We start from the raw sequence: 21,331 nt of genomic DNA on the forward strand, positions 1-21,331 counted from the left end.
CGGCGGCGCTCAGCCCTCCGCGTTCTCCTGGTTGAGGTAACTCAGCAGCTCACCGTGGAGCAGCCCGTTCGACGCGGCCGCGTTCCCGCTGTGCGGGCCGTGCCGGCCGTCGAGGCCCGTGTAGGTACCCCCGGCCTCCTGCACCACGACCGCCACCGCCGCCATGTCCCACAGCGACAGCTCGGGCTCCGCGCAGATGTCCACGGACCCTTCGGCGACCATCATGTACGGCCAGAAGTCGCCGTACGCCCGGGTCCGCCAGCACGCGCGCGTGAGGTCCAGGAAACCGTCGAGGCGGCCCTGCTCCTCCCAGCCGCTCAGCGAGGAGTACGCGAAGGAGGCGTCCTCGAGGGAGGCCACCTTCGAGACGCCGATCCGGGTCGCCGAGGCCAGACTGCGCCCGGTGTACGCCCCCAGGCCCTTCGCCGCCCACCAGCGCCGGCCGAGCGCCGGGGCCGACACCACGCCGACCACCGGCTGGAACCCGGTGTCCCCGGCCTCCATCAGCGCGATCAGGGTCGCCCAGACCGGCACCCCGCGCACGTAGTTCTTCGTGCCGTCGATCGGGTCGATCACCCAGCGGCGCGGGCCCGAGCCCTCCACGCCGTACTCCTCGCCCAGGATCGCGTCACGCGGCCTGGCCCGCTGGAGCTGCCCCCGGATCAGTTCCTCGGCCGCCTTGTCGGCCTCGCTCACGGGGGTCATGTCCGGCTTGGTCTCGACCTTGAGGTCGAGCGCCTGGAATCGGTCCATGGTGGCCGCGTCGGCGGCATCCGCGAGGATGTGGGCGAGACGCAGATCATCGTGGTAATCGGCCATGGTCGGCACTCTATCCCCGTGCGATCCCCACGCGGAGAACCGTCCACGGGCGCCCTTGACAGGCCGTGGGCGGCTGCCGACGCTGGGGCGGAGAACCGTTCCCTCCCGGAGGTGGCGATGGCGCCCGCCCGCGAGGCCCTGCTCGACGCCGCTCACGCGGCGCTCGCGCACAGGCCGTGGTCCGCCGTGCGCATGGCCGACCTCGCCACCATCGCCCGGGTCTCCCGGCAGACCCTCTACAACGAGTTCGGCAGCAAGGAGGGGCTCGCCCGCGCCCTGGTACGGCGGGAGGCCGACACCTATCTCCAGGGCGTCCGGCGCCTGCTCGCCGCCCCGGCCCCGCCCGAGCGGAACCTGGTCGCCGTCGCCGAGTGGATCGTGACCAGGGCCGCCGCCCGCCCCGTGCTCCGGGCCCTGCTCACCGGCGCCTGGGACGGGCGGCTGCCGGCGCCCCGGCCCGCCAGGTCCGGCGCCCGCCCGGCGGCCGTCCCCGCCCAGCGCCGCGCCGACGAGGGACCGCCCGCGCCGGGCGAGCTGGTGGCGGCGACCGTGGCCTGCGCGGACGAGCGGTGGGCGGCGGGCTGCGAACTGGCCGTACGGCTCGCCCTCAGCCATGTCGTGGCGCCCACCCTCCCGACCGGGGAGGGGCGGGGGAGCGGCGGTCAGTGGGAGGAGCCGGAGAGCTGGAGTCCGATGACCCCGAGGATCACCAGGGTGATGGAGATGATCTTGAGCGTGGAGACCAGGTCGCCGAGGAAGACCATGCCGTAGATCGCCGTCCCGGCCGCGCCGATCCCCGTCCACACCGCGTACGCCGGACCCACGTCGAGCTTCCGCAGCGCGAGGGTGAGGAGGCCGAAGCTCCCCATGGCGAAGATGGCGAAGGCGATCGTCGGCCACAGCCGGGTGAATCCGTGGGAGAGCTTCAGGCAGACCGCGAAACCGGTCTCCAGGAAGCCTGCGACCACCACCAGCAGCCACGCCATCGTCAGTGCCTCCCACGCCGTCGGTGACTGCTTCGTCGCACTTGGTGCGATTATGCACTTACCTGGAGCGGTCGGCCCTAAACGCGGACGGCTCAGTCGCCCTCGCGTCGCTCCCTGGTCGCGAGGAGCCGCCGCAGCGACACCAGGCGCGCCGGATCGGCGTGCCCCTCCGCCACCCACGCGTCGAGCGCGCAGTCCGGCTCGTCGTGGCTGCACGCGCGCGGGCAGTTCTCCGTACCCGGTACGAGGTCGGGGAAGGCGAGGATCACCCGGGACGGATCGACGTGGTGCAGGCCGAAGGAGCGGACGCCCGGCGTGTCGATGACCCAGCCGCCCTCCTTGTCGTCGAGCGGCAGCGCGAGCGCCGAGGTGGTGGTGTGCCGGCCGCGTCCTGTGACCGCGTTGACCACCCCCGTGGTCCGCCGCCTGTCCGGCGGGACCAGGGCGTTGACCAGGGTCGTCTTGCCGACGCCCGAGTGCCCCACGAACGCGGTGGTCCGGCCCTTGAGGTGCTCGTGGACCCGCTCGGCCGCCACCCCGTCCACGAACTCGTCGCGGGTGGTCACCACGTACGGCACGCCGAGCGCGCCGTACATCTCCAGGAGCGCGTCCGGCGACGCCAGGTCCGACTTGGTGAGCACGAGCAGCGGGCTGAGGCCGCCGTCGTACGCGGCGACCAGGCAGCGGTCGATCAGCCGGGGGCGCGGCTCGGGATCGGCGAGCGCGGTGACGATCGCCAGCTGGTCGGCATTGGCGACGACCACCCGCTCGTACGGGTCGTCGTCGTCGGCCGTTCGGCGCAGCACCGAGCTGCGCGGGCTGATCCGCACGATCCGGGCCAGCGTGTCCTTCTCGCCGGACAGGTCGCCGACGATCGAGACCCGGTCGCCGACCACGGCGGCCTTGCGGCCCAGCTCGCGCGCCTTCATCGCCGTGATGACCAGGTCGTCGACCAGACAGGTGAGCCGGCCTCGGTCGACGGTGAGGACCATGCCCTCGACGGCGTCCTCGTGCTTCGGCCGGATGGTCGTGCGGGGACGGGTGCCCTTGCGGTTGGGCCGCTGGCGGATGTCGTCCTCGTCGGTGTGCTTGCCGTAACGCCGCATGGTTCAGGCCCCGAGCATTCCGGCCCCGAGCATGTCGGTCCACATCGTCGGGAAGTCGGGCAAGGTCTTCGCCGTCGTCGCCACGTCCTCGATCTCCACGCCCTCGACCGCGAGGCCGATGATCGCGCCGGCCGTCGCCATGCGGTGGTCGTGGTAGGTACGGAAGACGCCGCCGTGCAGCGGGCGCGGGCGGATGCGCAGACCGTCCTCGGTCTCGGTGACGTCGCCGCCGAGCTCGTTGATCTCCTTGGTGAGCGCCGCGAGCCGGTCCGTCTCGTGCAGCCGCAGATGGGCGACCCCGCGCAGGGTGGACGGGGAGTCCGCGAGGGCCGCGACCGCCGCGATGCCCGGCGTCAGCTCGCCGACCTCGCCGAGGTCCACGTCGATGCCGTGGATCCGGCCCGTGCCGGTGAAGGTCAGACCGGCGTCGGTCAGCTCGCAGGAACCACCCATCTCGGTGAAGATCTCCCGCAGCGCGTCACCGGGCTGGGTGGTCCGCGCGGGCCAGTCCGGGACCGTCACCCGGCCGCCGGTCACCAGGGCGGCCGCCAGGAACGGCTGCGCGTTCGACAGGTCGGGCTCCACGACCAGATCCCGGCCGCGCAGCGCGGAGGGCGCCACCCGCCACACGTCCGGCGCGCCGCCGTGCTCCGGCTCGTCGACCTGGGCGCCGACCGCGCGCAGCATGTCGACGGTCATCCGGATGTGCGGCAGCGAGGGAAGTCGCGTGCCCACGTGCCGTACCTCGATGCCCTGGTTGAAACGGGCGCCGGACAGCAGCAGGGCGCTGACGAACTGGGAGGACGAGGAGGCGTCGATCTCGACCGTGCCGCCGTCCAGGCCACCGGCGCCGTGCACGGTCAGGGGGAGCGCGCCCCGGCCGTCGTCGTCGACGCGGGCGCCGAGCGCGCGCAGCGCGTCGATCACGCCGTGCAGCGGGCGCTCGTGGGAGCGGGGGTCGCCGTCGAAGCGCACCGGGCCGTCGGCGAGGGCCGCGACCGGGGGCAGGAAGCGCATGACCGTACCCGCGTTGCCGACGTCGACGGCCGCAGGGCCGCGCAGCGGGGAGGGGATGACCCGCCAGGCCTCGCCGGAACCGTCGGCGCCACCGGCGGCGGAGCTGGACGACACGGTCTCCTCGATCCGCACGCCGAGGGTGCGGAACGCCTCGGCCATCAGGAGGGTGTCCCGGGAGCGCAGCGGGCGGCGCAGCCAGCCGGGCTCGGAGGCCAGCGCGGCGAGGACCAGGGCCCGGTTGGTGACCGACTTCGAGCCGGGCACGGTGACGGTCGCGTCGACGGCGCCGCGGGCGTACGGAGCGGGCCAGAGGTCGGTGGACGGGTCGGTGTGCGCGGAAGCAGCTGCGGTCATGGAACTCACTGTACGGGGGAGTCAGTAACCCAGGAGCCAGCGCCCGCCGCCGATCAGGGTGGAGATCGAGACCGCGTGGAAGAAGAACAGCCACACGCCCGCGGGCACATGGGTGAGTCGCGACAGCTGGTCGGCGTCCGAGTCGCCGGTGCCGCCCCGGCGCCGTTTCGCCTGGAGCTCGAAGGCGGGGCGGACGCCACCGAGGAGGAGGAACCAGACCACCGCGTACGCGAAGGCCGACTGGACGTCGGGGCCGGTCAGCCAGGAGACGAGGAGGAAGGTGGCACCCGTCAGGAGGACGGTGAGGATCCCGTAGGCGTTGCGGACCATCACGAGCATCGCGAGGAGCAGGGCGGTCGCGATCCACAGCAGCAGGGTGATCCGGTGGGTGCCGAGCAGGGCGGCGCCGCCGAGGCCGAGCAGCGGGGCCGCCGGGTAGCCGGCGGCGAGGGTGAGGACCACCCCGAGGCCGGTCGGGCGGCCCCGACTCACGGTCAGCCCGCTGGTGTCCGAGTGCAGCCGGATCGCTTCGAGGCGCCGCCCGGTGGCGAGGGCGAGGAGGCCGTGGCCGCCCTCGTGGGCGATGGTGATCGCGTTGCGGGCGAGGAGCCAGACGCGGCGGGGCACGGTGACGGCGAGGGCGGCGACGCCGGTGGCGATCACCAGCCATTCGTCGGGGGCGGTCTGCGGGCTGAAGAGGTCCATGTCTCGGGCCGCTCCTCGGAGGGTCGTGGATCGTGGCAGTCTGGCACGTATGTGCGGAAGGTATGCGGCGAGTAGGCGGCCCGAGGACCTGGTCGACGTCTTCGGGGTGGAGAAGTGGGAGCCGGAGGAGGCTCTGGCCCCCGACTGGAACGTGGCGCCCACCAAAGAGGTCTGGGCCGTCCTGGAGCGCCCCCTGAAAGACGCGGAATCCCCTCGTCCGGTTCGCCAGCTGCGCGCACTGAGGTGGGGCCTCGTGCCGTCCTGGGCGAAGTCCCCGGAGGGCGCCGCCCGGATGATCAACGCGCGCGCGGAGACCGTGGACGAGAAGCCCTCCTTCAAGCGGGCCTTCGCGGGCCGCCGGTGCATCCTGCCCGCCGACGGCTACTACGAATGGGTCACCGGGTCGGGGGAGCGCGACCTGGAGGTCGAGGGGAAGAAGAAGCGGCCCCGGAAGCAGCCGTACTTCGTGACCCCGGCGGACGGCTCGGTCTTCGCGATGGCCGGGATCTACGAGTTCTGGCGCGACCGGACCCTCCCCGACGACCACCCCTCCGCGTGGTGGGTGACCTGCTCGGTGATCACTACCGAGGCGGAGACCGGGCCGCTGGGCGTGGCCCCGGCCGAGGGCCCCCGCTCGCTCGCCGACATCCACCCCCGGATGCCGCTGATGCTCACGGAGGGCCGCTGGGACGCCTGGCTCGACCCGGCGCGCACCGACCCGGAGGAGCTGCGCGGGCTGCTCGCCCCGCCGCCGGGGGGACTGATGCGGGCCTACCCGGTGTCCACCGCCGTCAGCAACGTCCGCAACAACGGCCCCGAACTCCTCCAGGAGCTGGACGGCCCGGAGATCGCCACGCTGTTCTGACCGCCCGGGAGGGACGGGAGGAGAGGCGGGAGGAGAGGAACGGACGGCAGGATGGCCCTGTGACCGACGTGACACAGTACGAGACCCCTTCCACCGACGCACGGTACGAGACCGTTTCCACCGACGCCGGCGAGGCCCGGGTCGTCTGGTACGAGGGGGCGGAGCCCCGGGCCGTCCTCGCGCTCGGCCACGGTGCCGGCGGCGGCGTCGAGGCCCGCGACCTCCAGGCACTGGCGGGCGCGCTCCCCGCGCGGGGCGTGACCGTCGCCCTCGTCGAGCAGCCGTGGCGGGTCGCGGGCAAGAAGGTCGCCCCCGCGCCGAAGACCCTGGACACCGGCTGGCGCGGCCTCTGGCCCGCCCTCGCGCGGCCCGGCCTCCCGGTGATCGCCGGCGGCCGCAGCGCCGGCGCCCGCGTCGCCTGCCGTACCGGCCGGGAGCTCGGCGCGCTCGCCGTCCTCGCGCTGAGCTTCCCGCTGCACCCCCCGGGCAGGCCGGAGAAGTCCCGCGCCGACGAACTCCTCGGCACCGGACTGCCGACGCTCGTCGTCCAGGGCGGCAACGACCCCTTCGGACGGCCGGACGAGTTCCCGGACGGCCCGTACGGACTCGTCGAGGTGCCGTACGGCGATCACGGCTTCGCCCTGCCCAGGCGCGCGCCCCTCGGCCAGGACGAGGCCCTCACCACCCTCGTGGACGGCGTCACCGCGTGGATCTCCGGCCTGCGCTGAACACTCCGCCGTACCGGGAATGCCGAGCCGGTGACCGCTGTTGTGGACAGCGTCGGTGTGAGAGCAAAGGAAGAGGTGTCCGTCGTATGGGTTCGACCATCTGCCCGGAGCGTGCGCAGGTCGCTGACCTCGACTGGACAGTGCTGCCCGCGCCCAAGGGCGCCCTGATTCGGGCGGCGGGCGGAGCGGTTCCTCGTCTATCCTCCGAAACGAGCGGGTCCGCCCTCGGGCTCGCCACCACGCTGGAGGAGGTGGGTCCGGTCACTGGGACCGACACAGGGACCGACGACGGCCCCGAGGAGACGACCGAGGAGCGCAACGCGCGCTTCGAGCGGGACGCCCTCGGCTACCTCGACCAGATGTACTCGGCCGCGCTGCGCATGACGCGCAACCCCGCGGACGCGGAGGACCTGGTGCAGGAGACCTACGCCAAGGCGTACGGATCCTTCCACCAGTTCCGCGAGGGCACGAACCTCAAGGCGTGGCTGTACCGCATCCTCACGAACACCTTCATCAACTCGTACCGCAAGAAGCAGCGCGAGCCCCAGCGCAGCGCCGCCGAGGAGATCGAGGACTGGCAGCTCGCCCGCGCCGAGTCGCACATGTCGACCGGTCTGCGCTCCGCCGAGTCGCAGGCCCTCGACCACCTCCCGGACTCCGACGTGAAGGAAGCGCTCCAGGCGATTCCCGAGGAGTTCCGCATCGCCGTCTATCTCGCCGATGTCGAGGGCTTTGCGTACAAGGAGATCGCGGACATCATGGGGACACCCATCGGTACGGTGATGTCCCGACTGCACCGGGGCCGCCGCCAGCTGCGCGGCATGCTCGAGGACTACGCCCGCGACCGCGGGCTGGTACCCGCGGGCGCCGGAGAGTCGTCGAACGATCTGAAAGGCTCGGGCTCATGAGCTGCGGAGAGCCGCACGAGACGGACTGCTCAGAGGTCCTGGATCACCTCTACGAGTTCCTCGACAACGAGATGCCCGACACCGACTGCACCAAGTTCGAGGTGCACTTCGAGGAGTGCTCCCCGTGCCTGGAGAAGTACGGTCTCGAACAGGCGGTCAAGAAGCTCGTCAAGCGCTGCTGCGGCAGTGACGACGTCCCCACCGACCTGCGTGCCAAGGTCATGGGCCGGATCGACCTGATCCGCTCCGGTCACACGGTGCCGGAGCGGGACATCACGGAGACCGTCCCGACGGCGCCGGCCTCGGCCCAGGCGTCGGCCCCGACCCCGGCTCCGCAGGAGTAGTACCCCTCCGGCAGAGGGAACGGAGGCCGTCGCGGCACGAACGCGGCGGCCTTCGCCGTAAGTCAGCTTGTATCACCCGATGGTGCGAATCAGCGCCACAGCGCCGCCCCCGGCCGCCCCACTCGCTAGCGTGACGGGCGTGATGGGCGTGAAGGTCATTCCGCGAGCGGCCCGCGTGTACATCGGCTGCGCCCTGCTCGGCGCCGGGGCCTGCGCCCTGCCCGCGCTGCGCCCCGGCGCGGCCACCCCCTGGGGCACGGTCGCGCTCCTCGCCGTCCTGTACGCGCTCTGCGAACTGCCCGCCCGCTGCCCGCTCCTGGGCCGCGCACTCGGCGGCTCCGTCCCCATGGGCACCGGCTCCTTCTTCCCCGTGCTCCTCGCCGCCGCCCTGCTCCTGCCGCCCGCCGCCGCCGCGCTCACCGCCCTGCCCGGCAGCCTCCTCGCCCACGTCGCCGAACCCCCGGCCGCGCCCCGCCGCGCCTGGCGGGCCGCCGCCACGGCCCTCGCCGTATGGGCCGCCGCCCACGCCGCCGGAGCCCTGAACTCCGCCGACGCCCTCGGACACGGCCCCGACGCCCCCGACTTCCCGTACGCGCTGCTCCCCGCGGGCGCCGCCGCGCTCACCTTCTGCCTCGTCCTGACCGCCCTCGACGGCGGCATCCGGGCCACCGCCGACGGACCGCACCCGCGGGCAGCCTGGCGCGGCCGCCTCGGCCGGGCACTCGCCCCGCACGCCGTGCACGGGCTCGCCGGACTGATGATGGCCGTCCTCTGGCGCAGCACCTACGGGCCGGTCTCGGCGCTCTTCGTGCTCCTCCCGATGTACATCTCCTGCTGGGTCTTCGCCCAGTACCACCGCGAACGGGCCGCCCACCAGGCCACCATCCGCGCCCTCGTCCAGGCCGTCGACATCAAGGACCGGTACACCCGCGGCCACAGCGAACGCGTCGGCCACGCCTCCGTCCTGATCGCCCGTGAGCTGGGCATGGCCGAGGACCGGCTCGACGTCGTACGATTCGCCGGCATCCTCCACGACGTCGGCAAACTGGGCGTGCCCACCCGGGTCCTCCGCAAGGACGGCCCGCTCACTCCGGAGGAACGCCGGATCATCGAACTGCACCCGGAGTACGGCCACGAGATGGTCCGGGGCATCGGCTTCCTCGGCGAGGCGCGGGACGCGATCCTCCACCACCACGAGCGCCTGGACGGCAGCGGCTACCCGTACGGCCTGCACGGCGAGGAGATCCCCGAGTTCGCCCGGGTGGTGGCCGTCGCCGACGCCTTCGACGCCATGACCTCCACCCGCTCCTACAGCCGGGCCCGCCCCGTCCCGACCGCCGTCGCCGAGCTGGAGCGGTGCGCGGGCACCCACTTCGACCCCCGGATGGTCGGCGCGCTCGTCCGGGCCCTCGACCGGCACGGCTGGCAGCCCGCCGTCACGGCCGACGAACCGCCCGGGACACCCCCGCGGCCGGACCGGGTGCCCCCGCCGACGCGCGAAGCGGACTCCGCCCCGCCCGCCCGGCCGAAGGAGCGCGCGTGAGCCCCGGTGCACGAGTGAGGCCCGGAGCGCGCTCGAGGCCCGGAGCCGTCACCGTCGGCGCCGTCCGCGGGGCCGCGCTGCTCCTGAGCGTCGCCGGCCTCGGCGCCACCCTCTGGTACGGGGTCGCCGAACCCGGCAACGCCCTCGCCTTCGGCGCCCTCGTCCTCCTCGGAGAGCTCGCCCACTGGGGCGCGGCCCCCGACGAGAGGGAACCCGCGCCGCTCGCCGCCGCCGGAGCCCTCGCCTACGCCCTGCTCGGGGCGAGCGCCGACACCGCCACCACCCACGGCGTCCTCCAGATCGTCGCCGTCGTCGTCGCCGCGGAACTCGCCGGGATCGTCCCCCACGTGGCCCGGGGCCGGGGCCCCGGCCCCGACCACCTCGCCCGCCGCGTCCTCACCGTCGGCTTCGCCGCACTCTGCTTCCAGCCCCTCTACAACTCGGGGGCCGTCGTCGAGCACCTCGGCCAGGGCCCGCCGTACGCCCTCTTCCTGGTGCTCCTGCTCGTCCTGACCGCCCTCTGCGACGCGGTGCTCGCCGCCCTCCTGCTCCGCGCCCGCACCGGATTCCCGTACGGCCCCCTCCTCCGCGACGAACTGCGGGCCCTCCTCGGCATCGGCTCCGCCGTCTGCGCCACCGGCGCCGTCATGGCGCTCGGCGTGGCCGCCGCCGGGCTCTGGGCGCTGCCCGTGCTCGCCGTGCCGCTGCTCCTCACCCAGGTCTCCTTCCGGCGGTACGCGGCCGTGCGCACCGTCAACCGGCAGACCATCGCCTCCCTCGCCCGCGCCACCGAGATCGCCGGCTGCACCCCGCCGGGACACGCCCGCCGGGTCGCGGCCCTCAGCACGGCCGTCGGCCGCGAGCTCGGCCTCTCCGGGGCCGAGCTGACCGTCCTGGAGCACGCGGCGCTCATGCACGACATCGGACAGCTGTCCCTCGTCGACCCGGTCGCGGGCGGCGCCACCGCACTCCTCCCGGCCGAGGAGCAGCGCCGGATCGCCCTCCTGGGCGGCGAGGTCGTCCGCAGGACCGGCGTCCCCGCGGCCGTCGCCGTCATCGTGGAGCGCCAGGCCGACCCGTACCGCGAGCAGCCGCTGCCCGCCCGGATCGTCCGCGCCGTGAACGCCTACGACGACCTCGCGGGCGGCGAGAGCGCGGGCGCCGCCCTCGACGCCCTGGAGCGGCTCAGACTCGGCACCGCCCGCGACTATCACCCGGATGTCGTCGAATGCCTGGCCAGGGTCCTGGCGCGGGGCGGAGCGGCTGGGGTGACCTCCGTCGCCACTGGGTAACCCATGGGTAATGAGCGCGCGTCCGACCGGGCATGGTTGGATGCGAACAAGAGGGTGAAGCGACCGGCAGGCGGGAATCGTGAAGATCTTCGGGAAGGTACGGCATCGGCCCTCCGCCTCGTGGCGGCAGGCCACCGACCGCGCGTTCACGCTGATCGGCGACGGCCGGTACGAGGACGCGGGCGCGCTGTTGACCCGCGCGGCGGACCTGGAACCCTGGCTCTCGGAGTCCTGGTTCAACCTGGCGCTGCTGCACAAGTTCCGGCACGACTGGGAGCAGGCGCGGGCCGCCGGGCTCCGCGCGGTCGCGCTGCTCGACAAGGAGACCGGCGCCCCCGACTGGTGGAACGTCGGGATCGCCGCCACCGCGCTCCAGGACTGGCCGCTGGCCCGCCGCGCCTGGCAGGCGTACGGGCTCAAGGTGCCCGGCGCGGCCTCCGGCACCGGCGAGCCCGCCGGCATGGAGCTGGGCAGCGCCGCCGTCCGGCTGTCGCCCGAGGGCGAGGCCGAGGTCGTGTGGGGCCGCCGGCTCGACCCGGCCCGGATCGAGGTCCTCTCCATCCCGCTGCCGTCCTCCGGACGCCGCTGGGGCGAGGTGGTCCTCCACGACGGCGTGCCGAACGGCGAGCGGACCACCGCCGCGGGGCCCTCCTACCCGGTCTTCGACGAGATCGAGCTGTGGGCGCCCTCACCCGTCCCCACCTGGGTGGTCCTCCTGGAGGCGGCCACCGAGACCGACCGGGACGCCCTGGAGCTGCTCGCCGCGGAGGCGGGCTTCGCCGCCGAGGACTGGTCGTCCTCCGTGCGGCTGCTCTGCCGTGCGTGCTCCGAGTCGACCATGCCGAGCGCCGAGGGCGAGGGCGAGCACTCCGACCCCCACGACCACAGCGAACCGGGACACCCCGGGCCGCTCGGCCACCGCTCGCCCGGCGAGCTGTGGGTGCCGGAGCGGGAGTGCGGCATCGCCGCCCCGGCGGGCCTGGTGCGCGGGCTCCTCGACGGCTGGGTGGCGGACAGTCCGGACAGCCGTGAGTGGCGTGATCTGGAAGAGGTCTGCTGACCCTGCCCGTAGGCTGTACGGGATCGTTTACTGGGGTTCCGAGGAAGGCACGCGCCGGACATGACGCAGCAGGAAACTGACGAGCAGACCAACGACGGGTTCGTCGTGGACACGGAGGACTGCGAGGCGCGCGAGCTCGCGTACCGCGAGCGCGGTACGGCCCGCCCGATCACGGTGGTCGGCAACCCGGTGCTCCACAAGGAGTGCAAGGACGTCACCGAGTTCGGCGACGAGCTCGCGTCCCTCATCGACGACATGTTCGCCAGCCAGAAGGCCGCCGAGGGCGTGGGCCTGGCCGCCAACCAGATCGGTGTGGACCTCAAGGTCTTCGTCTACGACTGCCCCGACGACGAGGGCGTCCGGCACACCGGCGTCGTCGTCAACCCGGTCCTCCAGGAACTCCCGGCCGACCGGCGCGTCCTCGACGAGTCCAACGAGGGCTGCCTCTCCGTGCCGACCGCCTACGCCGAGCTGGCCCGCCCGGACTACGCGGAGGTCCACGGCCAGGACGCCCAGGGCAACCCGATCAAGGTGCGCGGCACCGGCTACTTCGCCCGCTGCCTCCAGCACGAGACGGACCACCTGTACGGCTACCTGTACATCGACCGCCTCTCCAAGCGCGACCGCAAGGACGCCCTCCGCCAGATGGAAGAGGGCACCCCGCGCTACGAGACGGTGCCGAACGCCTGATCCTCGTCACGGCGAAGGGCCCCGCGTTCCTCGGAACGCGGGGCCCTTTCCCGTACCGGTCAGAAGTCCTCGTCCAGGTCCACCGAGCCCTCGACCGCCACCTGGTAGGCGGACGGGCGGCGCTCGAAGAAGTTGGTGAGCTCCTGGACGCCCTGGAGCTCCATGAACGCGAACGGGTTCTCCGAGCCGTACACCGGGGCGAAGCCGAGGCGCTGGAGGCGCTGGTCCGCGACGCACTGGAGGTACTCGCGCATCGACTCGGTGTTCATGCCCGGCAGGCCGTCCCCGCACAGGTCACGGCCGAACTGCAGCTCGGCCTCGACGGCCTCCTTCAGCATGTCGGTGACCTGCTGCCGGAGCGCGTCGTCGAAGAGCTCCGGCTCCTCCTTGCGGACGGTGTCCACGACCTCGAACGCGAAGTTCATGTGCATGGTTTCGTCCCGGAACACCCAGTTCGTTCCCGTCGCCAGGCCGTGCAGCAGGCCCCGGGACCGGAACCAGTACACGTACGCGAAGGCGCCGTAGAAGAACAGGCCCTCGATGCACGCGGCGAAGCAGATCAGGTTCAGCAGGAAGCGGCGGCGGTCGGCGGCCGTCTCCAGCTTCTCGATCTTCTCGACCGAGTCCATCCACTTGAAGCAGAACTGCGCCTTCTCGCGGATCGAGGGGATCTCCTCGACCGCGTCGAACGCGGCGGCGCGGTCGGCCGGGTCGGGCAGGTAGGTGTCGAGCAGCGTCAGGTAGAACTGGACGTGCACGGCCTCCTCGAACAGCTGGCGCGACAGGTACAGGCGCGCCTCCGGGGAGTTGATGTGCTTGTAGAGCGTCAGGACCAGGTTGTTCGACACGATCGAGTCGCCCGTCGCGAAGAACGCGACAAGGCGGCCGATCATGTGCTGCTCACCGGGGGTGAGCTTGGCGAGGTCGGCGACGTCCGAGTGGAGGTCGACCTCCTCCACGGTCCAGGTGTTCTTGATGGCGTCCCGGTAGCGCTCGTAGAAGTCCGGGTAGCGCATCGGACGGAGGGTCAGCTCGAAGCCCGGGTCCAGGAGGTTCTTGTTCTCGGTGGAGCTCATTACTGGCAGGCCTCGCAGGACTCGGGGTTTTCGAGGGAGCAGGCGAGGGCGTCCGCGTCGGGGGCCGCCTGCTGTACGGGGATGGTGGCGGCGGCCGTCGACGCCTGGGCGGCGCGGGCGATCCGGGTCGCCGGGCGGGAGCGCAGGTAGTACGTCGTCTTCAGACCCTGCTTCCAGGCGTACGCGTACATCGACGACAGCTTGCCGATGGTCGGGGTCTCGAGGAACAGGTTCAGGGACTGCGACTGGTCCAGGAACGGGGTCCTCGCCGCCGCCATGTCGATCAGGCCGCGCTGCGGGATCTCCCACGCCGTCCGGTACAGCTCGCGCACCTCGGCCGGGACCCAGGTGAAGCCGGCCACGGAGCCGTTGGCGTCGCGCAGCGCCTCACGGGTCTGCGCGTCCCACACGCCGAGCCTCTTCAGCTCGTCGACCAGGTACGAGTTGACCTGGAGGAACTCGCCGGAAAGCGTCTCGCGCTTGAACAGGTTGGAGACCTGCGGCTCGATGCACTCGTACACGCCGGCGATCGAGGCGATCGTCGCGGTCGGCGCGATGGCGAGGAGGAGGGAGTTGCGCATGCCGGTCGACGCGATGCGGGCGCGCAGCGCCGTCCAGCGCTCCGGCCAGTTCAGTTCCACGTCGTAGTGGTCGGGGTGCAGGACGCCACGGGCGGTGCGGGTCTTGTCCCAGGCCGGCAGCGGGCCGTTGCGCTCGGCGAGGTCGGCGGAGGCCTCGTAGGCCGCCAGCATGATGCGCTCGGCGATCTTCGTCGACAGGGCGCGGGCCTCCGCCGAGTCGAACGGCAGCTTCAGCTGGAAGAAGACGTCCTGGAGGCCCATCGCGCCCAGGCCCACCGGCCGCCAGCGGGCGTTGGAGCGGCCCGCCTGCTCGGTCGGGTAGAAGTTGATGTCGACGACCCGGTCGAGGAAGGTGACGGCCGTGCGGACGGTGGCGTCGAGCCGCTCCCAGTCGATGTCCCCGCCGTCGGCTCCCTGGTCCACGAAGGCGCCGAGGTTGACCGAGCCGAGGTTGCAGACGGCCGTCTCGCCGTCGTTCGTGACCTCGATGATCTCGGTGCACAGGTTGGAGGAGTGGACGACGGTGCCGGGCTCGGCGGTCTGGTTGGCCGTCCGGTTCGAGGCGTCCTTGAAGGTCATCCAGCCGTTGCCGGTCTGGGCCAGGGTCCGCATCATCCGGCCGTACAGGTCACGGGCCGGCATGGTCTTGCGGGCCAGGCCCTTGGCTTCGGCGGCGCGGTAGGCGGCGTCGAACTCCTCGCCCCACAGGTCGACGAGCTCGGGCACGTCCGCCGGGGAGAACAGCGACCAGTCGGCGTCCGCGTTGACCCGGCGCATGAACTCGTCCGGGATCCAGTGCGCCAGGTTCAGGTTGTGCGTACGGCGCTGGTCCTCGCCCGTGTTGTCGCGGAGTTCGAGGAACTCCTCGATGTCCGCGTGCCAGGTCTCCAGGTAGACGGCGGCGGCGCCCTTGCGGCGGCCGCCCTGGTTCACGGCGGCGACGGAGGCGTCGAGCGTCTTCAGGAACGGCACGATGCCGTTGGAGTGCCCGTTGGTGCCGCGGATCAGCGAACCGCGCGCCCGGATGCGGGAGTACGAGAGGCCGATGCCGCCCGCGTGCTTCGAGAGGCGCGCCACCTGGTGGTAGCGGTCGTAGATGGAGTCCAGCTCGTCCTGCGGGGAGTCCAGGAGGTAGCAGGAGGACATCTGCGGGTGGCGGGTGCCGGAGTTGAAGAGGGTGGGGGAGGAGGGGAGGTAGTCGAGACGGCTCATCAGGCCGTACAGCGCGGCCACCTCGTCGAGCGCGCGGACCGAGTCGTCCTCGGCCAGACCGGAGGCGACGCGCAGCATGAAGTGCTGCGGGGTCTCGATGACCTTGCGGGTGATCGGGTGGCGCAGCAGGTAGCGCGAGTAGAGGGTGCGCAGACCGAAGTAGCCGAAGCGGTCGTCGCCGGCCGGGTCGATCGTCGCGTCCAGGCGGGCCGCGTGCAGGGCGACGAACGCGGCGGTGCGGTCGGCGATCAGGCCCTCGCGGTGGCCGACGGCGACGGAGGCGGAGAAGGAGACCGAGCCCTGGCCGGCCGCCTCGTCGGCGATGGTGATCGTCAGGAGCCGGGCGGCGAGCCGGGAGTACGCCGGGTCCTCGGCGATCAGGCCGGCGGCCGCCTCGGTGGCCAGCTCGCGCAGCTCCGCCTCGTCCGACGCGGCGCTGCGGCCGCGAAGCGCGGCGGCGGCGACCTTGCCGGGGTCGGTGTCGGGGAGATCGGCGGTGAGGTCGGTCAGGGTCCGCAGCAGTACGGTCCCGGGGCCGTCGCTCTCGACCGCGGAAACCTCGGCGGAAGCCGGATCGGCGGGCGCGATGGTCACGTGGGGGCTCTCCCTCGCTCGGCTCGGGGCCGCGGCGGGGGAAGGCGGGCAGACGGGCATCCGTAACGCCGGACGCGACGCTTCCACCGGCCCACTCCGCGAGGCCCGGACGTCAGTGGCACCCGGAACGGACGGACCGGGTGCGCTGTCGGCAGGTCCTCGGACTCACCTCGTACGAAAACGTCGTATCCGTATGAAGCACACCGTTGCGGGACAGTTCCGGATTCGCGCCGGATTCCCCTGCGTCGACAGCGAGGTTGAGCATACATGTGGGGGGCGCCGCTCGTGGCACCCCCCACATGTTGTGTCGCCCCTCGGCTCAGAACTCCAGGGCGTAGGTGAGCAGAAGATGGTCGCGGATCGGCGACCAGTCCCGGTGCGGGGTGCGGACGAAGCCGAGGCGGTCGTACATCCGGTGCGCGGCGACCATCGTCGTGTCCGTGGAGAGCACGATCCGCTCGCACCCGGGCAGGGCTCGCGCGCGCTCGACGCAGGTCCGTACGAGGGCCTCGCCGACGCCCCGGCCGCGGGCCTCCCGGGCGACGGCGAGCATCCGGAACTCGGCCTCGCCCGCGACCGCGATGTCCGCCCAGGGGGTGTTGCCGGTGGCGAAGGTCACTCCGCCGACGAGCCGGCCGTCGGCGTCCTCGGCGACGAGCACCTCGCTCTCGCGGGCCCGCCGCGCGGTGTCCCGGAGCACCTCCAGATAGGAGTCCTGGGCCCCGTACTTCAGCAGTCCGTCGTTCAGGTAGATGCTCGCGGTGAGTTCGCCGAGCGCCTCGTACTCCTCGGGCCGTACTGCCCTGATCGTGAAGTCCATGAGGGAAGTGTGCCTCGGAGGGAGACGCGAAGAGGCCCGGGATCCCCTGGTGGAGGTCCCGGGCCCGCGTGCGGCCGTTCCGTCCGGTCAGTGCGTCTCGGCGCCGACCTTCGGCAGCTCGGTCTGCACGCCGGGGTCACCGGCGTCCGCCGTGTAGTCGGACGGGGACGTCTCGTCGATGCCCTCGGGAGCCTTGACGGCCTTGAGGACGAAGGTGAGGACGACCGTGACGACGACGTTCAGGACGAAGGCGGTGAGGCCGATGTAGCCGATCTCGCCGATGCCCGGGATCTCGGCGGAGGAGCCGCCGAAGTGCTTCTGGGTCGGGCTGGCGACGCCGTACGCGGCGACCGTGCCGTAGACCATGCCGACGGCCCAGCCGGCGAGCAGCGCCCAGCGGTGGAACCAGCGGGTGAACAGGCCGCCGACGAGGGCCGGGAAGGTCTGCAGGATCCAGATGCCGCCGAGCAGCTGGAAGTTGATCGCGACCGTCTTGTCCATGGTGAGGACGAAGGCGAGCGCGCCGACCTTCACCAGGAGCGAGACCAGCTTGGAGACCTTGGTCTCCTGCGCCGGGGTCGCGTCCTTCTTGATGAAGTCCTTGTAGATGTTGCGGGTGAAGAGGTTGGCCGCGGCGATCGACATGATCGCCGCCGGGACGAGCGCGCCGATGCCGATCGCGGCGAACGCGACGCCCGCGAACCAGTCGGGGAACATCGTCTCGAAGAGCTGCGGAATGGCGAGCTGCCCGTTCTTCACCTGGATCCCGGCGGCGATCGCCATGAAGCCGAGCAGCGCGAGCAGGCCCAGCATCAGCGAGTACAGCGGCAGGATCGTGGTGTTGCGGCGGATGACCTCGCGGCTCCGGGACGACAGGGTCGCCGTGATGGAGTGCGGGTACATGAACAGCGCGAGCGCCGAGCCGAGCGCGAGCGTCGCGTACGTCCACTGGCCGGCCTCGCCGGGGACGACCGAACCACGCGGCTTGTCGGTCGCCGGGTTGGTCTGCGCGTACGCCTCGCTCGCCTTGGCGAAGATCTCGTCGAAGCCGCCCAGCTTGATCGGGATGTAGATGATCGCCACCGCGATGACGATGTAGATCAGGGTGTCCTTGACGAAGGCGATGAGCGCGGGGGCGCGCAGGCCCGAGGAGTACGTGTACGCCGCGAGGACGCCGAAGGCGATGAGCAGCGGCAGGTCCTTGATGAACCAGTGGGTGGTCTCGCCGCCGCCGACGCCCATCACGTCCAGGACGGCCTGGATGCCGACGAGCTGGAGCGCGATGTACGGCATGGTGGCGAGGATGCCGGTGACCGCCACCGCGAGGGACAGGCTCTTGGAGCCGAAGCGGCCGCGCACGAAGTCCGAGGTGGTGACGTACCCGTGCTTGTGCGAGACCGACCAGAGGCGCGGCAGGAAGGTGAAGATCAGCGGGTAGATCAGGATCGTGTACGGCACGGCGAAGAAGCCGGCCGCGCCCGCCGCGTAGATGGCCGCCGGGACGGCGACGAAGGTGTACGCGGTGTAGAGGTCGCCGCCGAGCAGGAACCAGGTCACCCAGGTGCCGAACGACCGGCCGCCCAGGCCCCATTCGTCGAGGCTGTTCTCGTTCTCGGCCCTGCGCCAGCGCGAGGCGAGGAAGCCCATGACCGTGACGGCCAGGAAGAAGAAGATGAAGACGGCGAGTGCGACGCCGTTCACGCCGGTCACGTCCTTCATCGCGCGTCACCTCCCTTGCGGGCACGCTGGTCGATCTGCCACAGCTTGTACGCGACCATGGTGAGCGCGGTGGAGATGAGGACCCAGAGCATCTGGTACCAGTAGAAGAACGGGATGCCGACGAAGAGCGGTTCGGTCTTCGCGTAGGAGCTCACCCAGAGCATCGCCACGAACGGCGCGAACAGGCAGAGTCCGATCACCACCCTCAGTGGGGTGATGGTCGGTTGTTTCCCTTGTGTCGCTTCTGACATGGCGTTTCGTCCCCTCGCTGATCACCTCGGTAATGGTGGGGAAATCTAGGGGACGCCTCCGCTCCATGGAACCCCTGTCCGTATAACGGATGTGATTCTCCGGAGACGCCGAACGGCCGCGTCCCCGTGGGGAGCGCGGCCGTTCGATGTCGTACGGGAAGCGGGCGGATCCGCTCAGCCGTTGGGGCGCTTGAGGCGCGCCACGAACTTGTACCGGTCGCCGCGGTAGACGGACCGCACCCACTCCACCGGTTCGCCCTGGGCGTCGAGGGAGTGACGGGAGAGCATCAGCATCGGCAGGCCGACGTCCGTGCCGAGCAGGCCGGCCTCGCGCGGGGTGGCGAGGGAGGTCTCGATGGTCTCCTCGGCCTCGGCGAGGTGCACGTCGTAGACCTCGGCGAGCGCGGTGTACAGCGAGGTGTACTTCACCAGTGAACGGCGTAGGGCGGGGAAGCGCTTCGCCGAGAGGTGGGTGGTCTCGATCGCCATCGGCTCGCCGCTCGCGAGCCGCAGTCGCTCGATGCGGAGCACCCGGCCGCCGGCCGTGATGTCGAGCAGCCCGGCGAGGGTGTCGTCGGCGGTGACGTAGCCGATGTCGAGGAGCTGCGAGGTGGGTTCGAGGCCCTGGGCGCGCATGTCCTCCGTGTAGGAGGTGAGCTGCAGGGCCTGCGAGACCTTGGGTTTGGCCACGAACGTGCCCTTGCCCTGGATGCGCTCCAGGCGGCCCTCGACGACCAGCTCCTGGAGGGCCTGGCGCACGGTGGTGCGCGAGGTGTCGAACTCGGCGGCGAGGGTCCGCTCCGGCGGGACCGGTGTGCCGGGCGGCAGGGTCTCCGTCATGTCGAGCAAATGCCGCTTCAGTCGGTAGTACTTGGGCACGCGCGCGGTGCGGGTGGGTGCCCCGCCCTCCGTCTCCGTGCTGCCCGCGTCCGTGGCCATGGCCTGCCTTCCCGACTCCTGTGCTGCTGCCGTCACCGGCTCCTCCGTCTGTCGCGGCTCACATGGTGGCACGGACCGGTCACGGGTCGTCGCCCTCCCTCAGGTGTCGGTCCGATAACGGACGCGACTGCCCTTCTTATACACCCTTGACACCCCTAAAGGTCTAGGCCAAGCTCCCGGTACTGGTCTAAACCATTAAAGACCAGGTCCCAGCCCCACGAGCACTACCCGACGTATGTCTTCGCGCGGTGGGCAGGGGTTGCAGGCATCCCTGAGGAGGGTGGCGTGAAGCGCAAGCTCATCGCGGCGATCGGCGTCGCAGGCATGATGGTCTCTATCGCGGCGTGCGGTTCCGAGAGCGACAAGGGCAAGGACGGCGGCAAGGCGTCGGCCGGGGGCGACAAGACCCTGACCGTCTGGGTCATGGACGGATCCGCTCCGGACGCCTGGATGGCCGAGGTGAACAAGGCCTTCGAGGCCAAGCACCCCGGCGTCAAGGTCAAGGTCGAGAAGCAGATCTGGAACGGCATCCAGGAGAAGGTCACCACCGCCCTCTCCGAGGACACCCCGCCGGACGTCCTCGAGCTCGGCAACACCCAGACCGCCGGCTACGCGGTCACCGGCGGTCTCGCCGACCTGACGGGCGACAAGGCCACGCTCGGCTACGACGCCTGGAACAAGGGCATGGTCGCCTCCAACGAGCTGGACGGCAAGCTCTACTCCGCCCCGTGGTACGCCGCCAACCGCGTCGTCGTCTACGACAAGGCCGCCTTCAAGAAGGCCGGCGTCACGCCGCCGAAGACCCGCGCCGAGTGGATCGACGGCCTGAAGAAGCTCAAGGCCTCCGACCCGAAGAGCCAGGCGATCTACCTGCCCGGCCAGAGCTGGTACGTCCTCGCGGGTCTCATCTGGGACGAGGGCAGCGACCTCGCGGTCAAGGACGGCGAGAAGTGGAAGGGCAACCTGTCCTCCCCCGAGGCCGTCAACGCCATGAACTTCTACAAGGAGCTGGCGTCCTACTCCACCGCTCCGAAGGACAAGGACGAGGCGACCCCGCAGCAGTCCACCGACATCGTCCCCAAGGGCGGCGTGGCGTCCTGGATCGGTCTCGGCTGGGAGGCCGGCGGCGCGATCGACGCCATGAAGAAGGCCGGCAAGACCGCTGACTTCGGCTACTTCCCGATCCCGGGCAAGACCGCCGACAAGCCGGGCTCCGTCTTCCTCGGCGGCTCGAACCTCGCCATCGCCGAGCGCTCCCAGAACAAGGACCTCGCGAAGGAGTGGCTGGCCCTCGCCGCCGGCAAGGAGTTCATGACGAAGTACGCCGCCGCCACCGAGGGCGCGCTGCTTCCGAACACCGACGCCGCGCAGTTCAAGCCCGCCGCCGGCTCCTTCGCCGAGGCCATGGCCCTCTCCTCCGCCTCCGGCAAGGTCACCCCGGTGACCCCGGGCTGGGCGAACGTCGAGACCGCCCCGAACCCGATCAAGGACTACATGACCAAGGTCCTGAAGGGCGAGGACGCCAAGGCGGCCGGCGAGGCGGCCGACAAGGTCATCAACGAGCGCATCAACCAGCAGTAGTCCGCGGCCCGGTGGTGGGGGGGGGGGGGGGGGGGGGGGGGCCCCCCCCCCGCCGCGCCGGGGGGGGGGGGGGGGGCGCGGCCCCCCCCCGCCCCCCCCCCGCCCCGGCGCGGCCCGCCCGCGGCCCGCCGTGCAGCAAAC

21 protein-coding genes and 1 riboswitch are annotated in these 21,331 nt (G+C 71.8%); of the genes, 10 read left to right on the forward strand and 11 right to left on the reverse strand.

The genetic code is table 11. The features are described 5' to 3' along the window. Positions 1-9: 9 nt before the first annotated feature. On the reverse strand, positions 10-819 hold the full coding sequence (hisN, locus tag ACFWUY_RS29200; RefSeq protein WP_384116056.1) for a histidinol-phosphatase: 810 nt from the start codon (positions 817-819) through the stop codon (positions 10-12). A 117-nt stretch (positions 820-936) separates the two neighbouring features. Here hisN and ACFWUY_RS29205 point away from each other — a divergent pair, with 117 nt between their 5' ends. Next, positions 937-1,590 (forward strand): TetR/AcrR family transcriptional regulator, encoded by a 654-nt coding sequence (locus tag ACFWUY_RS29205; protein ID WP_384116151.1) that lies wholly within the window; start codon positions 937-939, stop codon positions 1,588-1,590. Here the strand turns inward: ACFWUY_RS29205 and ACFWUY_RS29210 are convergent. The 4 genes from ACFWUY_RS29210 to ACFWUY_RS29225 form a co-directional block, all read right to left on the reverse strand. Continuing rightward, positions 1,482-1,805, reverse strand: a complete 324-nt coding sequence (locus ACFWUY_RS29210; protein WP_384116064.1) for a DMT family transporter — start codon at positions 1,803-1,805, stop codon at positions 1,482-1,484. The genes ACFWUY_RS29205 and ACFWUY_RS29210 overlap by 109 nt on opposite strands. A gap of 92 nt (positions 1,806-1,897) precedes the next feature. Further along, the gene (rsgA, locus tag ACFWUY_RS29215; protein ID WP_384116071.1) at positions 1,898-2,911 is read right to left on the reverse strand and encodes a ribosome small subunit-dependent GTPase A; all 1,014 of its coding nucleotides are present in this window, start codon (positions 2,909-2,911) and stop codon (positions 1,898-1,900) included. A gap of 3 nt (positions 2,912-2,914) precedes the next feature. After that, entirely contained in the window at positions 2,915-4,282 is a 1,368-nt protein-coding gene (gene aroA / locus ACFWUY_RS29220) for a 3-phosphoshikimate 1-carboxyvinyltransferase (protein ID WP_384116075.1), read from the reverse strand. A 21-nt stretch (positions 4,283-4,303) separates the two neighbouring features. Further along, positions 4,304-4,987, reverse strand: coding sequence for a M50 family metallopeptidase (locus ACFWUY_RS29225; protein ID WP_384116078.1), 684 nt, complete (start codon positions 4,985-4,987; stop codon positions 4,304-4,306). Positions 4,988-5,036: 49 nt separating this feature from the next. Here ACFWUY_RS29225 and ACFWUY_RS29230 point away from each other — a divergent pair, with 49 nt between their 5' ends. From ACFWUY_RS29230 to def, 8 genes are all read left to right on the forward strand, one after another. Beyond that, positions 5,037-5,852, forward strand: a complete 816-nt coding sequence (locus tag ACFWUY_RS29230) for an SOS response-associated peptidase (protein ID WP_384116085.1) — start codon at positions 5,037-5,039, stop codon at positions 5,850-5,852. Positions 5,853-5,920: 68 nt separating this feature from the next. Further along, positions 5,921-6,580 (forward strand): alpha/beta family hydrolase, encoded by a 660-nt coding sequence (locus ACFWUY_RS29235; RefSeq protein ID WP_384116157.1) that lies wholly within the window; start codon positions 5,921-5,923, stop codon positions 6,578-6,580. Positions 6,581-6,831: 251 nt separating this feature from the next. Next, on the forward strand, positions 6,832-7,488 hold the full coding sequence (locus ACFWUY_RS29240) for a sigma-70 family RNA polymerase sigma factor (RefSeq protein WP_030207302.1): 657 nt from the start codon (positions 6,832-6,834) through the stop codon (positions 7,486-7,488). Then, positions 7,485-7,832, forward strand: coding sequence for a mycothiol system anti-sigma-R factor (gene rsrA / locus ACFWUY_RS29245; RefSeq protein ID WP_384116091.1), 348 nt, complete (start codon positions 7,485-7,487; stop codon positions 7,830-7,832). Before ACFWUY_RS29240 ends, rsrA begins: the two co-directional genes overlap by 4 nt. A 148-nt stretch (positions 7,833-7,980) precedes the next feature. After that, on the forward strand, positions 7,981-9,375 hold the full coding sequence (locus ACFWUY_RS29250) for an HD-GYP domain-containing protein (protein ID WP_384116164.1): 1,395 nt from the start codon (positions 7,981-7,983) through the stop codon (positions 9,373-9,375). Positions 9,376-9,389: 14 nt separating this feature from the next. Beyond that, a complete protein-coding gene (locus ACFWUY_RS29255) occupies positions 9,390-10,667 on the forward strand; it encodes an HD-GYP domain-containing protein (RefSeq protein WP_384116170.1) in 1,278 nt (425 codons plus the stop codon). A gap of 79 nt (positions 10,668-10,746) precedes the next feature. Next, the gene (locus ACFWUY_RS29260; RefSeq protein WP_384116099.1) at positions 10,747-11,727 is read left to right on the forward strand and encodes a tetratricopeptide repeat protein; all 981 of its coding nucleotides are present in this window, start codon (positions 10,747-10,749) and stop codon (positions 11,725-11,727) included. 60 nt (positions 11,728-11,787) lie between these two features. Further along, positions 11,788-12,417 carry a peptide deformylase gene (gene def, locus ACFWUY_RS29265; protein ID WP_384116105.1) on the forward strand — a complete coding sequence of 210 codons (630 nt, stop codon included), beginning with the start codon at positions 11,788-11,790 and terminating at the stop codon, positions 12,415-12,417. Positions 12,418-12,476: 59 nt separating this feature from the next. Here def and ACFWUY_RS29270 read toward each other — a convergent pair whose 3' ends face one another. From ACFWUY_RS29270 to ACFWUY_RS29295, 6 genes are all read right to left on the reverse strand, one after another. After that, positions 12,477-13,493: a ribonucleotide-diphosphate reductase subunit beta gene (locus tag ACFWUY_RS29270; RefSeq protein ID WP_384116113.1), complete on the reverse strand. Its 1,017-nt coding sequence runs from the start codon at positions 13,491-13,493 to the stop codon at positions 12,477-12,479. Beyond that, on the reverse strand, positions 13,493-15,880 hold the full coding sequence (locus ACFWUY_RS29275; RefSeq protein WP_384116119.1) for a ribonucleoside-diphosphate reductase subunit alpha: 2,388 nt from the start codon (positions 15,878-15,880) through the stop codon (positions 13,493-13,495). Before ACFWUY_RS29275 ends, ACFWUY_RS29270 begins: the two co-directional genes overlap by 1 nt. A 132-nt stretch (positions 15,881-16,012) precedes the next feature. After that, positions 16,013-16,151, reverse strand: a riboswitch (cobalamin riboswitch). A 48-nt stretch (positions 16,152-16,199) separates the two neighbouring features. Then, positions 16,200-16,700 (reverse strand): GNAT family N-acetyltransferase, encoded by a 501-nt coding sequence (locus tag ACFWUY_RS29280; protein WP_384116125.1) that lies wholly within the window; start codon positions 16,698-16,700, stop codon positions 16,200-16,202. Between the two features lie 87 nt (positions 16,701-16,787). Beyond that, the gene (mctP, locus tag ACFWUY_RS29285; protein ID WP_384116130.1) at positions 16,788-18,419 is read right to left on the reverse strand and encodes a monocarboxylate uptake permease MctP; all 1,632 of its coding nucleotides are present in this window, start codon (positions 18,417-18,419) and stop codon (positions 16,788-16,790) included. Then, positions 18,416-18,670, reverse strand: coding sequence for a DUF3311 domain-containing protein (locus ACFWUY_RS29290; protein WP_384116134.1), 255 nt, complete (start codon positions 18,668-18,670; stop codon positions 18,416-18,418). Before ACFWUY_RS29290 ends, mctP begins: the two co-directional genes overlap by 4 nt. Before the next feature lie 174 nt (positions 18,671-18,844). After that, entirely contained in the window at positions 18,845-19,609 is a 765-nt protein-coding gene (locus ACFWUY_RS29295) for a GntR family transcriptional regulator (RefSeq protein ID WP_189835341.1), read from the reverse strand. Between the two features lie 285 nt (positions 19,610-19,894). On the opposite strand from ACFWUY_RS29295, the gene ACFWUY_RS29300 reads away from it, so the two are divergent. Continuing rightward, positions 19,895-21,190, forward strand: coding sequence for an extracellular solute-binding protein (locus ACFWUY_RS29300; RefSeq protein WP_384116140.1), 1,296 nt, complete (start codon positions 19,895-19,897; stop codon positions 21,188-21,190). The last annotated feature ends 141 nt before the right edge of the window (positions 21,191-21,331 follow it).

This window comes from Streptomyces sp. NPDC058664, assembly GCF_042716635.1.
In the GTDB taxonomy this organism is placed as follows: Bacteria; Actinomycetota; Actinomycetes; order Streptomycetales; family Streptomycetaceae; genus Streptomyces.

Coding starts and splice junctions, on each gene's coding strand:
- hisN (WP_384116056.1), bottom strand. CDS start 819: ATGGCCGATTACCACGATGATCTGCGTCTCGCCCACATCCTCGCGGAT.
- ACFWUY_RS29210 (WP_384116064.1), bottom strand. CDS start 1,805: ATGGCGTGGCTGCTGGTGGTGGTCGCAGGCTTCCTGGAGACCGGTTTC.
- ACFWUY_RS29225 (WP_384116078.1), bottom strand. CDS start 4,987: ATGGACCTCTTCAGCCCGCAGACCGCCCCCGACGAATGGCTGGTGATC.
- ACFWUY_RS29205 (WP_384116151.1), top strand. CDS start 937: ATGGCGCCCGCCCGCGAGGCCCTGCTCGACGCCGCTCACGCGGCGCTC.
- aroA (WP_384116075.1), bottom strand. CDS start 4,282: ATGACCGCAGCTGCTTCCGCGCACACCGACCCGTCCACCGACCTCTGG.
- mctP (WP_384116130.1), bottom strand. CDS start 18,419: ATGAAGGACGTGACCGGCGTGAACGGCGTCGCACTCGCCGTCTTCATC.
- ACFWUY_RS29230 (WP_384116085.1), top strand. CDS start 5,037: ATGTGCGGAAGGTATGCGGCGAGTAGGCGGCCCGAGGACCTGGTCGAC.
- ACFWUY_RS29270 (WP_384116113.1), bottom strand. CDS start 13,493: ATGAGCTCCACCGAGAACAAGAACCTCCTGGACCCGGGCTTCGAGCTG.
- rsgA (WP_384116071.1), bottom strand. CDS start 2,911: ATGCGGCGTTACGGCAAGCACACCGACGAGGACGACATCCGCCAGCGG.
- rsrA (WP_384116091.1), top strand. CDS start 7,485: ATGAGCTGCGGAGAGCCGCACGAGACGGACTGCTCAGAGGTCCTGGAT.
- ACFWUY_RS29290 (WP_384116134.1), bottom strand. CDS start 18,670: ATGTCAGAAGCGACACAAGGGAAACAACCGACCATCACCCCACTGAGG.
- ACFWUY_RS29295 (WP_189835341.1), bottom strand. CDS start 19,609: ATGGCCACGGACGCGGGCAGCACGGAGACGGAGGGCGGGGCACCCACC.
- def (WP_384116105.1), top strand. CDS start 11,788: ATGACGCAGCAGGAAACTGACGAGCAGACCAACGACGGGTTCGTCGTG.
- ACFWUY_RS29280 (WP_384116125.1), bottom strand. CDS start 16,700: ATGGACTTCACGATCAGGGCAGTACGGCCCGAGGAGTACGAGGCGCTC.